We start from the raw sequence: 13,347 nt of genomic DNA on the forward strand, positions 1-13,347 counted from the left end.
GCCGCCGGCCTGAATCGAGACACGAAAAACACCACATCCACATCGTACAATACCCCGCCAAGACCCTTACGCGAACGGCTCGCGGCGGCTACCAGACGGCATCAAGCAGCTGCGTGCAAAATCCAGGCTACGACAGCGCCCTGACGCAGCATCAGGACACCTTCGCGCAACGGATGGGCGAGGCCACCAGGACCGTCCGTGGCACCCTCTTCTCCGGTATCATCGGCGGTACGCTCGTCCTTGCCGCCCTGGGCGCTTGGACCGGCTGGCGGACGATCCGCACCATCAACCAAAGCGAGCGCTCGCTTATCGAAGGGCGCCGTCGGTTCAGGGACGTTGCGGAATGCGCCGCCGACTGGTTCTGGGAAACCGACCCCAATCACCGCTTCGTCTATCTGTCGAACCGGCTCAAGGATATTCTAGGGCTGGAGCCAGAACGCTATATCGGCCTGACCCGAGCCGAAGCGAACGACGCCTCCGAAGTCGATCGCGAATGGCAGCAGCTTCACAAGATCATGGACGAACGGCTGCCGTTTCGCGAATTCGAGTACGATCGTTTCGACGGCGTGCGGTCACGACGCGTCCGCATTAGCGGCAAGCCGTTCTTTGATCTGGAAGGCCGTTTTTGCGGCTATCGCGGTGCCGGTCAGGGCGTCACGGCGGCGCGCGACGCCGCGGCGAAGCTGCGGGAAGCCAAGGAGACGGCGGAGGCCGCCAGCCGCTCGAAAAGCGAGTTTCTGGCAAACATGAGTCACGAACTCAGAACACCGCTCAACGCCGTCATCGGCTTCTCGGAGGTCATGCGGGACCGACTGCTCGGTCCGCTCGATGTTCGCTACGCGGCCTACGCGGGCGACATCAACCGGAGCGGCCAACACCTCTTGCAGGTCATCAACGACATCCTGGATCTGTCGCGGATCGAGGCCGGCCGCCTTGAGCTGCAGCGAGAACGGGTGAACCTCCGTGATGAAACGCAGAACGCGGTGCGCTTGCTCGGCGAAACAGCCGCTGCCGCCGGCGTCGAGCTCTGTAACCACGTTGATGTCAGGTTGCCGGAAGTCTTTGTCGACCCGAAACGCCTGCGCCAGATTCTGCTCAATCTGGTCGGCAACGCGATCAAGTTCTCGAACACTGGCGGCCACGTCACGGTCGGCGCCGAAGTCGTGGATGGTCTGGTCATGCTTCGGGTTTCCGACGAAGGAGTTGGGATCCCGGAAGATCAGTTGGCCAGAGTTTTGGAACCTTTCGGCCAGGCCGATCAGAGCCTTTCGCGTCCTCACGACGGTGTCGGCCTCGGCCTTGCCCTCGTGCAGCGGTTCGCGCAACTGCATGGAGGGCGCGTGGAAGTATCCAGCCGCGTCGGAGAAGGCACAACGGTTACTGTCGTGCTCGTGAGCGATTCAGACCAGGAAGAGCAATCTTCTCTGAAAGCCGGCAACGAATGTTTGCGTTGACGCGCAAGGCGTAGCAGCCAGTGAAGTTTTAGGCGGACAATAGAATGACAGGGTCACTCGTCGCCGATCTCACAAGACAGGGTCGGATCCGTTGTCGGCGGTGCTCACGTTGGGATCTGGCATTCCTCCTGCAGCCTCCGGTTATCCTTCGCCGATCCGCCTCGGCCAGGCTGCGTCTGGTGTGAATGGTACGTTTGCTGACCAGCTACGCCGTCCTGCCGGCGGCGTCACGCCAACAGCCGCCATCAATTACTGACGCTGCATCCGGGACCTGTCGGGCCTCATTCATGCCTGGCTCAAAGGATCGATGATCCATGCAAGGGCGTCATCCAATACCTGGTGCTCGGTAACCTCGAACTCCGCGTAAGGCGCCTCGCCGGATCGACTTGCTTGAGGTAGCGTGTGCGAACATCGTTTTGATGGCGTATCCGTTCGCAAATATGCCGAACCGATCCAGAGGCCGTAGTATCTCGGGTCGCCTAATCAACCTCGATGTTATAGGTCTGCCGACGGCCCGACTCGACTTCGATAACATGACGCGCGGTCGGGGGACTGTCGGATGCGCCCGCCTGCCGTACCACGACTTCATACCATCCGGCATCTAGGATGAATTCCGGCCGCTTGACTTGACTTTCGGCGACTTCCGTCCCTAGGTCTTCTGTGCGGCGATAGCGGTAGACCCGCCAAGAGACATCGGACAGGCGCGCGCGCTTGCCGTCGCGGGTGATCAGGTCAAGGCGGACCTCGCCCGCTTCGAGGTTCAACGGATTGTTGCCCGGTTTTGTCCCCAGCTCGATCGCGCCTCGGGCCTGGGCGTGACCGTAGACAACAGCCGCCGTGAAGTCGCCGGTCCCCAGATCGAACACGGCCGGGACAGCGTGCCGACGCGCCACGACCTCGCCCCCGGCATCGAGGACGTAGACCTCCGCCGGCCCTTGCAAGAGCGCCCCGCCCTCCGTCATCACTGCGTCGACCCGGTAGTTCCCGGACACGGTGTTCTGCGCCGCTTCCACTGTTGGCGCGGTCGCAAGACCGACCAGGAGCGTTGTCAGGAGGACCGAGCGCGGCTTCATCGCGAACACTCGCCAAGATGGGATGCTAGGCCCGTGCGGACAGCAGCCGGTACCGGGCCGTCGAAAGAACGACGCCGTCCGCCCCGGTTGGAGCGGACGGCGTCGACGGCTGCGCGTGGCCGGGTTATTGAACCACGATTTCGACCCGGCGGTTCTCCCGCGAGCGCACCCCGTCGCCAGTTGGATTGGCCGGCTCGGATTCACCGCGCGCGGCGATCGAGATGGCGTCGGCGTCGATGCCGCGCGTTACCAGGGCATCCCGCACGTTCCGCGCCCGGCGCAGCGAAAGCTCCTGGTTGTAATCCGCCGCGCCCGTTGTGTCGGCGTGGCCGGTCACGGAAAAGCGCGCGTCTTCCATCTCGTTGGCCAAACGCACGGCCTGGCGGATCTTGCTCTGCTGCGACTGGCTGACGGATGCATCATCGAAGCCGAAGAACACCATGACCTGCTCGGGCTCCATGGGTTCCGGCTCGGGCTCCGGCGCGGCCTCCGGCTGACCAGCGCTCATCGCCGTCTCCAGCTCCGACATCGCCTGATAGAAGGATTCCCGACATTTCGCGATGTCGTCCGGCTGGTGGTTCTCCTCCTGCTGCTCCACCCAGCAGTCGAACCGACCCTGCGCGCGGCCCGCCAGTTCCGGATGCTCGCGTCGCGCTCTGTTATTGAGCGCGTCAATCAGACGGCCCCGCGCCTTGTTCAACTCCTCTTTGCTGTTGCTCGGCAGGTCCCAGTCTTCAAGGCGTTCCGGCTTCACGGTCGTACCGCCGGCCGCGCGCAAACCCTTATCCGCGAAGTACGTGGCATCCCGCCAGTCGTACATCCGGTTGCGCTCGAACTGGGCGATCTGACGGTACTCTTCGGTCAGCTTCTGGGTGAACGCCGACCCGGTCGCGCCGGTTTGTTTTAGCGTATCCACGTTGCTGGCCGTCGAACACGCCCCCAACATGACCGCCAGGCCGAGACCGATGATCGCTTTCTGTAAATTCATTTGCTGTCCAGTTGCTCCTTGTGGTTAACGCACGTTAAGCATGCACGTTATCGGCCAGCTTGGCAAAACAACGCCTATCGCGGTCCGCATTCCGGTTAACCGCCCGCTCAAAACGGGCGTCATCGCCCGTATCCAGTCGCGCGAGCGCTTCAGGTCTGACCAGGAAGAGAAGGCGCCTCCGGGCTTCCGGCATCGCCACCATCGCCGTGCGGCGAACGCGTGATCTGCAACGGCGGTGCGTTGCCGTGCTTGTCCTCGCCCCAGTAGATCGTCCGGTGCGGGAACGGGATCTCGATGCCGCGGCGATCGAAGACGCGCTTGACGATCTCGTTGTAGTCGCGGCCGACCGCCCACTGCATCCCCGGACGCGTCTTGATGCGGGCGCGGACCGTCACGGCCGAGTCGGCGAACTCGGTAACGCCCTGCATCTCCAGATCGTCCAGGATGTCGGGCCCGTGGTCGCCCGCGCGCAGTTCCTCGAACGCCTCGCGCATGGCGTCCTTCACCTCGCCGACGTCCTCCCGGTAGGCCACACCGATCGCCGCGATGTGGTAGGCAAAGCCGCGCATGAAGTTGGACACGGTGTCGACCGCGCTGAACGGCACGATGTGATAGGTCCCGGATAAGTCGCGAAGCCCCACTGAGGGGACGGTGAGCTTTTCTACGACGCCGGTCGTCCCGGCGACGGTGACCACGTCGCCCTCGTTGATCGCGTTTTCGAACTGGATGAAGGCGCCGATGATGATGTCCTGCACCATCTTCTGCGTGCCGAAACCGATCGCCAGGCCGAGCACGCCGGCGCCGGCCAGCAGCGGGCCGATGTCCACGCCGATCTCGGACAACGCCAGCATGACCGCGATCGCCATGATCAGCACGGTGAAAGCGTTGCGCATCAACTGCAGCAGCGTGCGCTCGCGCGCGCCCGCAGCCTTCCCGACGTTCGGGTTCAGCCGGTACTCGACCCAGGAGGAGATCGCGAGCCATAGCAGCCAAGCCACCCCGAGGACAGCCGCCGCCGACACCACCGCGGCGATCGCGGTCTGGCCGCCCGGGCTCGCCAGCCAGCGGTCCAGATCGGCGACGTTCCAGGCGTCCAGCACGGCGCCGACCACGGCAACGAAGACGACCAGCCGGACGCCGCGCAGGACGTTCGGCACGAAGGCGTTGAGCCGGTTTTCGAGCAGCGGCAGTCGCTCGCGCATGTCCGCGGGGATGTGCAAACCACCGGCGATCGCCCGCGAGATGGCACTGACCACGAGGAAGCCGATCAGGACCGCCCCCAGGGCCTTGCCGGTGGCCAGCATCATGTAAGCCAGCGCGTCACCGGGCCGGGAGACCCAGATGACGAACAGGGCGATCACGTAGATCAGCGCGACCAGATGCCAGACCCGGCCGGCCTGCGCCGCGGCGCGCGCCACGAGATCGCCCCGCTCGGCCGCGCGCTGCTGCAACCCCGCGCGGACCGTGTGGCGGTTCTGCAGGATCACCAGGACCGCCATCACCAGAGCCGTGATCGCGACCAGGACCTGCAGGCTGCGCCCGGTCACGAAGCCGAGGTTGGCGTTGACGATCGGGACCACGACCAGCGAGCCGTACCCGAGCAGGCTCACGATCCGGCCCAGCCAGTTGTACCAGTAGGCGGCGTTGAGGTCGGACAGCGGCAGGACGCGGAGATCGCCGTACCGCGGCGCGAAGACGGCGCGCAAGCCAACTTTGATCAGCTCAATGAGCAGGAAAGCGTTGAGGTAAAGGGGCTGGACGATGTCCATACGCCCGGGCATTGCCCAGCACGGACAGCGCGATCGCGTAGCCCAGGCCCCAGGCGAGCACGATCATGACCGCGTCAAGGATGGTACTCGCCGCGAGCAAGCCGAGCGACCCGACCAGGCCAGCCCGGCTGGCGACCCGGCCGAGCCGGCGGTAGCCGACCGCCGTCGCCCGGGTCAGCAGCCGGAAGGTCACGACGGTCACCGCGATCACGATGGCGAGTTCGCCCACCGTGATGCCCAACGCCGACCAGTCGACCGCTCGTCCATCGCCGATCTCGGCGAGCCCGCGCAGGTCGTTCAGGATCCTAACCAGGAAGTCGGCGACCTGTTCCCCGGTGTCCCGGGTGAACTCGGCGATCTGGCGCGCCAGGGACCGGCGGGCCGGTTCGGTCTCGGCCGCTGCGGCGCCGGTCGCCGAAGCCTCCGGACCGGTTCCGGGGGCGTCCGGGCCGGCGGCGATCCGGTTGAGCTTGTCGACCAGGGCCTGCCGGGTTTCCGTGGTTTCCAGGATGCGCGCCAGAGCCCGGGCTTCCGCTGGGGTCAGGCCGGTAGTCCCGTCGCCGGTCGCGCTCTGGGCCATGGCCGGCCCGGCCGCGATGGCCAGCAGGAGACCAACAAGGACGGCGGCAAGTCGCGGCATCTGTCAAACCTCCAGAGGCTGGGCACAGGCCACAGCCGTGCTTGAAAACTCGCATCGAGTGTTGTGCATTGTTCAGGCCGGATAAGAACCGGGCCGCGGTGGGTAACGGCCGGCGGGCCAAAGGCTTGCGCCGTGATACCGTCATGCATCGACGTCGCGGTTGATACGCGACCACCGCGTGCAGACACGAGGCGGGGAGCTCGACGTCACATCGGACCCTACAGCAGGCCCGATAAGGTCCGCGGTGCGGCGAATGAAAAAGGCGCTGGCGGCGCGACTTTTACACAGCCGTAGCCCTCATGGTCTTCGAGCCGGAACAATGCGTTCAATACACAGACGTAACCAACGATTCTACCAGAAAAACGCGTTCTGCTTAAATCGTGCGCAGATCAGTCGTCTCGCCGGTGTAGGCGGATGTACCGTGGTTATCCACAGAATCGTCAACAGGATCCGTGGATACGCCAGGCGACCGATCCCTCCCGGCCCGCAAAATCGGTCGGGTGCTGCAAGCTACTCGTTCACTGGCGTGGTCCCCGTTCGATCGCGCAAAACGTCCCGAAGGGGAGGGTGTCGCCATGGATGTCGCTCAGTACACGTCCTGTTCCGCGGAGCCTTCGCATGATCACTCGGGTAATTGCCGCGCACCGCAGCTTAACGGAAGAACAAAAGGTCAAGCTGTGGGCCCCGCTCATCGCACCGCTCATCGCTCTGGGGCTCGTGCTACTTCTGGCGTATCTGGTCATGTAGCGGGGCGCATTCCCCGCTGGGCGCATTCCCATCTCAGATGTCCCCTCGGCTCGACGGCTCGGCGCGTTTCTCCGGCGTGGCGCTTTTGGTCCGCGCACGCTGCTGGAACACCGCTTCGTTCTGCGCTGACCGGGCGTGATCGACGAGCTCGATGCGGATGGTCGTCGGCACCTTATGCCCTGCGAGTCGTGCATTGCCAGCAATGCCGTTGGCTACGACCACACTATCATCGAAGATCCGGCTTGAAGCCGGTGGCGAGGGCAGGGACACCTCCGATCAGCAAGGGGTGAAGCGGCTCGGGATCACTGTGCAAATCGGCGTGCCAAAGGTCTGAGTGAGAACCGTATGCCCGCGTACCCCCGCTGCCGATGCTCAAAGACACAATGCAATTAGTCGCCATCGGTGTAGTCGTCATCAGCGATCAGCTCGGCAATGTTCGTTTCGGTATCTACGCTCAGACACGTGAACCGCCACACGGTGTGCGGCACCCCGAGCAAGCCGTTTTTCGCCGACCCGCGTACAAGGATCGCCGGAACGGCCGGCCAGCGGCATTCCTGATGCATCGCTTGGTAGACTTCGTCCCGGTCAGGCGCACAAAGCCCTAGGCACGCTGCTGTACCGGTAACGCTGTACGTGTTCTCCGAGCCCACCTGCCGCTCAATTGCGGTCTTGGTGCAGCCGGTAATCATGAAGAGCCCTAGCAGGCTCAGGATGGCCTTCGCGCAAGTGGTCTTCATTGCCTTCGGACCTACAACCGAGAAAATCCCGCCGGGCCGGGCATGGGGACGGGGATATGCGGGGAACCCGGCGGGATATGCCGCCGATGAAATCAACATCGGTAGCGCGTATAAATACATCGCATGGCTGGAGGGTGTCGCCTACCGGACAACCGTATTCCTCGGGTAGCCTAAAGGATAGGTGCGTCCAGTCCATCCGTGGGGCCGGTCCGTCAGCAGGGAGAATATGCCTAGCAAGCCTGGCAATGATTTGCTGCCCTGAGGGAAACTAACCGATCAGGTTGCGCACATCTTGCCAGAAGGTAGAAATCCAAGGCGATGATGTCCGCTGTGGGTCCAGAAACGAGTATCTACGATGTCGGCGCCCGGTTCGGAGGGTCGTGCGCACTTACCTCGTCCAACACGGTAAGCCTCGGCCAACTATTGCCATATGCACCATGTGCGCGAGTGGCCGCCCCAAACCCAAACGCCGTGTTTAGGCGCGCTGCTCATTCCGAATCGGCGTCCCAGCCTCGCGGCTGTGATGTTCGGGCGACCGGCTATCTTGCCGGGCATTGTCCTCTAACTTTGCGCGCGACGTGGCGATCCAGGACTGGGCACCAGCACTTGCCAACGCGCGAACCGGCCGTTACCAAGCCCGAGGTGTCCTTTTCCCCGGAGCGCTAACGACCGGTCATCCAGTGACTGTAGCGCAGCCCGTGGACGCCGGCATCACACCCGATTGAGGGTCCATGCGATATGTCCATCGTACACGGTCTTCGAGCCCCACTGCTCGGCCCGTTGCTCGCCTTGTTGCTCCTGGGCACCGACGTGCCGGCTGCCGTCGCGGACAACGGTGGCCCGGAGGTCGAGCACGGACACAGCCATTCCCACGGACCGGCCATCGCGGAGGCCAAGGTCGCGGCCTTCGCCGAGGCCGCTCGGACCGTCGAACGGATCAGCCAGCGCTACCAGCCGAAGATCCGGGCCGCCCGGGAGGCCGGTGACGAGGCCAAGGTGCGCGCGCATGCCGGCAAGGCACGCGAAGAGATGACCCGGGCGATCCAGCGCCAACCGGGCATCTCCGTCCAGGAGTACCGGACGATCGCCCGGCGCGCCCGACAGGACGCCGACCTTGCAGCCGAGATCCGCACCCGGATGCGCCAAGCCGACGAAAGAGTCACGGGAGGCTAAACCTTCCGGAGGCACGCGCGTGCTGGCGCCAGTTAATCGATAAAACGCCTGCCACATTACCCGTGAGCCGGGAAGCGGTGCGGCTTGCTGTCGCGTGTCGTCACTGATACAGATTTAATTGAACGTTCAATCAATAAAAGGAGGCTTCATGACGGACCGATGGTTCGGGCGGGCCCTCGCACCCGCTGCGACGGTCGCGCTGCTGGCCGGTGCCGGCACGGCAGCGGCCGACGTTAGCGTCGAACGCGGGCCCACGCCGCTGGAGAACGGCGATGCCACGGCCGCGGAGGACATCACCCTGCGCAACGACCACATCGTGGTCTCGATCGCCGCGCAGTCGGCGCCGCCCTGGGGCGTTGCCCGCGGCGGCATTGTCGACGCCGCCCCGATCAAGGACGGCGAGCCGCTGCGCGACAAGCTGGCCCTTGTCGACCTGATTCCGAACAACTGGTCGAGTTGGCCGACCACCTATCAGAACTTCGAGGTCGTCACAGATACGCCTGAAAAGGCCGTGATCCGGGTCGAGCGCGATTGGAACGATGTCCGCATGGTCACGCGCTACACCCTGAGCGAAGGCTCAGATCGGGTGCACATGGTGACGACCATGACCAACGAGGGCGACAGCGCTTACGAGGACATCCTGTCCGGCTACGTGCTGTGGCCCGACGGCGGCAGCTTCTTCTCGGTGCCCGGCCTGCAGGGTGTCGAGGAAGGCGAGGTGGATGGCGCGCTGGCCGACTGGTCGGCCGGGTACGCCGAGGACTGGGCGATCGCGCTGCACGCGCCGTACGTCGAATACGTCGACTACAACAGCCGGGACCTGTACCTGCGTCAGACGCTCGAGCCGGGTGATAGCCAGCGTTTCGAAGGCTGGCTGCAGCTGCGGCCCAGCGGCGACCTCGGCGAGGTCGTCCAGGCCGAGATCGAGCGCAAGGGCCTTGCCGCCAGCACGGTGACCGGCACCGTCTCGACCGCGGACGGCAAGCAGGTCGACAAGCCGGTCGTCGTGTTCGAAAAGAACGGCGAGCCGTATGCCTGGACGGTCGGCGAGCAGGGCCGTTACCAGATGGTACTGCCCGAAGGCGACTACAGCAGTTATGCCACCGCCAAGGCGCATGCCCAAAGCTCCAGCCGCACCCTCAGCGCCAAGGCCGACAGCAAGCTCACCCGGAACTTCAACGATCTTGAAGCGCCGGGGACGCTCAGAATGAGTGTGCACGAGAAGGGCTCCATGGAGCCGCTGGATGCGCGCGTGACGGTCGCTGAAGGGCAGACCCCGCTGGTCGGCTACCTGGGCCGCAAGACCTTTTTCACCGAACTGGAGAACGAAGGCGAGCTGAGCGTCCAGATCGCGCCCGGGGACTACGTCTTCAAGGTGTCGCACGGGGCCGGCTTTCTGTCCCGGCCGGTCAAGGTCGACGCGAGCGTGCCTTCGGGCGATGCAGAGGAGGTGACGGTCGGGATCGAGCGCCGCACCGCGCCCAACCGCAAGGGCTGGTACGCGGCCGACCTGCACCATCATTCTGACGTTCTGGACGGCTACACGCCGCCGGAATACGTGATCCGCTCCGAGTTGGCCGAGGGCCTCGACCTGACGCTGCTCAGCGACCACGATTCCATGGTCAATCTGCCCGAGGCTTCGCACTACGCGAACAAGCGCGACGAGCCGTTCATCCCGGGGATCGAGTTTTCGCCATCCTGGGCGCACTTCAACGCCTACCCGATCGAGATCGGCCAGGAGCTGCAGATCGATCCCGGCAAGGCGAGCGTGCAGGAGATCTTCGCCGAAGCCGAGCGCCTCGGAGCCTCGGTGATCCAGGCGAACCACCCGTTCATCGCCTACGGTTACTTCACCAGCCTGAACAAGGGCGACGTGCCGGGCGGTTTCTCCCCGAACTTCGACTTCGTGGAGCTGAACGGCCAGGAGAACTACGAAAAGGCGTACAAGAAGGCCCGTCAGCTCTGGCGCGAAGGCGACCGTTATTACATCAGCGCCGGCTCCGACGTGCACGACGTGTGGGCCAAGCGCTCGGGCATGATCCGGATGTTCGCTAAGGTCGACGGGGCTCTAACGCCCGAGAGTTTCGCGGCCTCGATGCAGCAGGGGCACAGCTTCGCCACCATGGGCCCCCTGGTCTATCCGGAGCAGATGTTCGGCGAGACCCTGCAGGTCGAGACCGGCACCGAAGCCGAGCTCGGCTTCACGCTGACCGCGGCCTCCGGGCTGAAGGGCGCCACCTTGCACGGTCCGGCAGGGGTCGTGGCGGAGCGCAGCTTCGCCGGTGCTCCTGCGCGCCGCACGGTGACCTTCTCGCCGGAGCCGGAGGGTGACGGCTGGTACAGCCTCGTCGTGACCGACGCCAACGATAAGAAGGCGTTCACCAACCCGATCTGGATCGACGTCGTTGAGCACCGCCCGATGGCGAGCGATGACGGCGAGTAACTGGACGCCCCGACATTAGCGTCCGCGCAAAAGGCCCCGCGAGCGAACGCGCGGGGCCTTTTTTTTGAACCGTACGAAGTATTTGATAGCAGCTCCGGGTCAGGGGCCGTCGACCTTGGCGGCGAGCATGTTGGCAGCTGTTGGGGGGAGGGGGCCGTTGCGCTCGGTTTCCATCCGCATGGGCTTTACCATTCTCAGATCAGGCGAGGTCCGGGAAATGCGCGCCGCACGGCTGACTGCCCGCGCCCCAGTTCGTACAATCGGCGAGTTCACGCAGCACGTCCGGCAAGCCAGCGTCGGCGCCGAAGCGCTCGATCAGCCGGGCGCGCGGGTACCGGCCCGACCGGCCACAGACATCGCACGTGACGCGGACCGTCTCACCCGGGTAATCGCAGAGAGTGACGGCTTCGCTCATGCTTGAAAGATAGCGTGGTGCGGCGGCAGGGAAAGCGGCCGCCGGAGGCACATGTGAGCGACTCGCGAACTCATCCGGCGGCCGCGACCACCGCGAATCTGGCGTGTTCCGCACGGCAGTATTTCAAAGAGGGAGGGATTCGGCTGGCTGGATCAAGGGTGGGCCGGCCCGGTGCCCACAGCCCAGGTCAGGCCACCAATGCAACCGCCTGCACGAACTGATATGTAGGCAGGCGCCAGGGGTGGCCCCTGAGCGGGCGCTGGTATCTGTTACCGGTTTGCCCCCGGCCTACTTCCCCAGCGAGGCGGGCTGTGCGGCTTGCCGTGAGGATTGGGGCGCAGCTCGATCCGGTAGGGAGAAGCCCGGCCGCCGCTGGCGGGACCGGCGGCCGGGCAGCCGCCGCGCTCGGGGATTGCCTTTGGGGGGCGGAGCGCAGCGGCAGTCGCAGAGCGAGGTAAAACGAATCCGCGACTGGTTGTTGTTATAGAAGCACGTCCGGCGAACCTTCAAGGGCGGAAGGGCCGACCGCCCGCGCCGTCGCTGGCGGGAACTCGTCGCAGGCGACCAGCTGGGCCGCGGGACCGTGGTGCAGCGCCGGCGACCCGGTGAAGGTGGATACGTTGGTAGCCTGCGGCACAAGCCAGGCGCGAAGCATTATCACCTGAATGCAACTCGTAGGTTGTAGTTGGCCGTAGGGCGTGCGCTGCTGAGGGCGCTCCGGCCGACCTTTCGTCTCGTGCTGTCGACCGCGTCGGGCCAAGACCAACCTAACCCACCGTCACAACCACAAATGTAAGGATTCCTTACACCCGGTTCGGGCCAGCGACCGTCCTTCACCAAAGACCGAACGCACGAAAACCGCAGAGTTCTGAGGATTTGCGCCGTGGGCGGCCGATGTTCCCGTGTACCATCCGGGTTTGATTTCGAGCGTCGCCCTGCCACCCCAATGTTCGGGTACGTCGGCGGGTTGCTACCCGACCACGTATCGGCCGACGTTATAACATATTTGTGACGCGGCTCGAATGTTCCCTGTGGCGCTACCAAAATCGGGTAGTCTTAAAGGCCCAGTCAGGCTACCCCCAGATAACTCACACGAGGGGCTGACACATGTCAGGTAAAGAAAACTTGGACGGGCAGGCAACGGTGCATCAGGTGCAGAACGCGTATCAAGGAGACCGGTTGCCGTTAAAGCACGCCCTAGGGATATGGATCCTGGGTGCGCTCGTCGGTTGGGCGGTTGTCGCCGGCATGATCCTGGCCCTGATGTAGAGCCTTGATACCGCCTGGATCGTTGGCGGTTGGCGCCCGCAGTTGGGATCATAGACCGTGAGCGAAATTAGGTCATCGTGTGCGTTTGCCGGAAAATCTCCGAGACCCAACGGGTTTGGAGTGCATTTTCTCGACGTGTCTGACAACCGCGCAAGACCAGACAACAAGCCATACCGCCTGCTGTGCGCCGTCGTCCATGGCTTGAAAGGGCGGCCTTGACATACCCAAAGCGACAAACCGGTCGCGCTCGCCCCTACTCCACCGTCACCGACTTCGCCAGGTTGCGGGGCTGGTCGACGTCGGTGCCCTTGAAGACGGCGGTGTGGTAGGCGAGCAGCTGGACCGGGATGGCGTAGAGCAGCGGCGCCACGAACGGGTCCACCGCGGGCAGCTCGATGGTGTATTCGCAGCCGGCGCCGGCGCGTTCGATGCCCTGCTGGTCGGAGATCAGGATCACCCGGCCGCCGCGCGCGATCACCTCCTGCACGTTGCTCGCCATCTTCGGGAACAGGGGGCCGCTGGGCGCGCAGCAGATCACCGGCACGTGCTCGTCGATCAGCGCGATCGGGCCGTGCTTCATCTCGCCGGCGGCATAGCCCTCGGCGTGGATGTAGGAGATCTCCTTCAGCTTCAGCGCGC

12 protein-coding genes are annotated in these 13,347 nt (G+C 64.6%); 4 read left to right on the top strand and 8 right to left on the bottom strand.

Going from position 1 to position 13,347, the window contains the following annotated elements:
* On the top strand, positions 1–1,454 hold a 1,454-nt coding region (locus tag CKO28_RS23170), incomplete at its 5' end, for a sensor histidine kinase (protein WP_200343270.1).
* Between the two features lie 479 nt (positions 1,455–1,933).
* Here the strand turns inward: CKO28_RS23170 and CKO28_RS23175 are convergent.
* The 6 genes from CKO28_RS23175 to CKO28_RS23200 form a co-directional block, all read right to left on the bottom strand.
* A complete protein-coding gene (locus CKO28_RS23175; protein ID WP_200343271.1) occupies positions 1,934–2,527 on the bottom strand; it encodes a hypothetical protein in 594 nt (197 codons plus the stop codon).
* A 124-nt stretch (positions 2,528–2,651) separates the two neighbouring features.
* Positions 2,652–3,515, bottom strand: coding sequence for an OmpA family protein (locus tag CKO28_RS23180; RefSeq protein WP_200343272.1), 864 nt, complete (start codon positions 3,513–3,515; stop codon positions 2,652–2,654).
* 149 nt (positions 3,516–3,664) lie between these two features.
* Positions 3,665–5,284 (bottom strand): mechanosensitive ion channel domain-containing protein, encoded by a 1,620-nt coding sequence (locus CKO28_RS23185; RefSeq protein WP_200343273.1) that lies wholly within the window; start codon positions 5,282–5,284, stop codon positions 3,665–3,667.
* Positions 5,238–5,924 (bottom strand): hypothetical protein, encoded by a 687-nt coding sequence (locus tag CKO28_RS23190; protein ID WP_200343274.1) that lies wholly within the window; start codon positions 5,922–5,924, stop codon positions 5,238–5,240. Before CKO28_RS23190 ends, CKO28_RS23185 begins: the two co-directional genes overlap by 47 nt.
* Positions 5,925–6,704: 780 nt before the next feature.
* Positions 6,705–6,842 carry a hypothetical protein gene (locus tag CKO28_RS23195; protein WP_200343275.1) on the bottom strand — a complete coding sequence of 46 codons (138 nt, stop codon included), beginning with the start codon at positions 6,840–6,842 and terminating at the stop codon, positions 6,705–6,707.
* A gap of 218 nt (positions 6,843–7,060) precedes the next feature.
* Positions 7,061–7,408, bottom strand: a complete 348-nt coding sequence (locus CKO28_RS23200) for a hypothetical protein (RefSeq protein ID WP_200343276.1) — start codon at positions 7,406–7,408, stop codon at positions 7,061–7,063.
* Between the two features lie 738 nt (positions 7,409–8,146).
* Here CKO28_RS23200 and CKO28_RS23205 point away from each other — a divergent pair.
* Entirely contained in the window at positions 8,147–8,581 is a 435-nt protein-coding gene (locus CKO28_RS23205; RefSeq protein WP_200343277.1) for a DUF4168 domain-containing protein, read from the top strand.
* Between the two features lie 148 nt (positions 8,582–8,729).
* Complete coding sequence (locus CKO28_RS23210; RefSeq protein ID WP_200343278.1) at positions 8,730–11,024, top strand: CehA/McbA family metallohydrolase; 2,295 nt, start codon at positions 8,730–8,732, stop codon at positions 11,022–11,024.
* A 199-nt stretch (positions 11,025–11,223) separates the two neighbouring features.
* Here CKO28_RS23210 and CKO28_RS23215 read toward each other — a convergent pair whose 3' ends face one another.
* Complete coding sequence (locus tag CKO28_RS23215) at positions 11,224–11,439, bottom strand: hypothetical protein (RefSeq protein ID WP_200343279.1); 216 nt, start codon at positions 11,437–11,439, stop codon at positions 11,224–11,226.
* Positions 11,440–12,546: 1,107 nt separating this feature from the next.
* Here CKO28_RS23215 and CKO28_RS23220 point away from each other — a divergent pair.
* On the top strand, positions 12,547–12,708 hold the full coding sequence (locus CKO28_RS23220) for a hypothetical protein (protein WP_200343280.1): 162 nt from the start codon (positions 12,547–12,549) through the stop codon (positions 12,706–12,708).
* Between the two features lie 253 nt (positions 12,709–12,961).
* On the opposite strand, the gene CKO28_RS23225 is transcribed toward CKO28_RS23220, so the two are convergent.
* Positions 12,962–13,347, bottom strand: a 386-nt coding sequence (locus CKO28_RS23225) for an SIS domain-containing protein (protein ID WP_200342237.1), incomplete at its 5' end; no start/stop codon positions are given.

It is taken from the genome of Rhodovibrio sodomensis (assembly GCF_016583645.1).
Lineage (GTDB): Bacteria > Pseudomonadota > Alphaproteobacteria > Kiloniellales > Rhodovibrionaceae > Rhodovibrio > Rhodovibrio sodomensis.

Excerpts from the sequence above, each read along its gene's own strand:
- CKO28_RS23200 (WP_200343276.1), bottom strand. The coding sequence starts at position 7,408 with ATGAAGACCACTTGCGCGAAGGCCATCCTGAGCCTGCTAGGGCTCTTC.
- CKO28_RS23220 (WP_200343280.1), top strand. The coding sequence starts at position 12,547 with ATGTCAGGTAAAGAAAACTTGGACGGGCAGGCAACGGTGCATCAGGTG.
- CKO28_RS23215 (WP_200343279.1), bottom strand. The coding sequence starts at position 11,439 with ATGAGCGAAGCCGTCACTCTCTGCGATTACCCGGGTGAGACGGTCCGC.
- CKO28_RS23185 (WP_200343273.1), bottom strand. The coding sequence starts at position 5,284 with ATGGACATCGTCCAGCCCCTTTACCTCAACGCTTTCCTGCTCATTGAG.
- CKO28_RS23205 (WP_200343277.1), top strand. The coding sequence starts at position 8,147 with ATGTCCATCGTACACGGTCTTCGAGCCCCACTGCTCGGCCCGTTGCTC.
- CKO28_RS23190 (WP_200343274.1), bottom strand. The coding sequence starts at position 5,924 with ATGCCGCGACTTGCCGCCGTCCTTGTTGGTCTCCTGCTGGCCATCGCG.
- CKO28_RS23180 (WP_200343272.1), bottom strand. The coding sequence starts at position 3,515 with ATGAATTTACAGAAAGCGATCATCGGTCTCGGCCTGGCGGTCATGTTG.
- CKO28_RS23210 (WP_200343278.1), top strand. The coding sequence starts at position 8,730 with ATGACGGACCGATGGTTCGGGCGGGCCCTCGCACCCGCTGCGACGGTC.
- CKO28_RS23175 (WP_200343271.1), bottom strand. The coding sequence starts at position 2,527 with ATGAAGCCGCGCTCGGTCCTCCTGACAACGCTCCTGGTCGGTCTTGCG.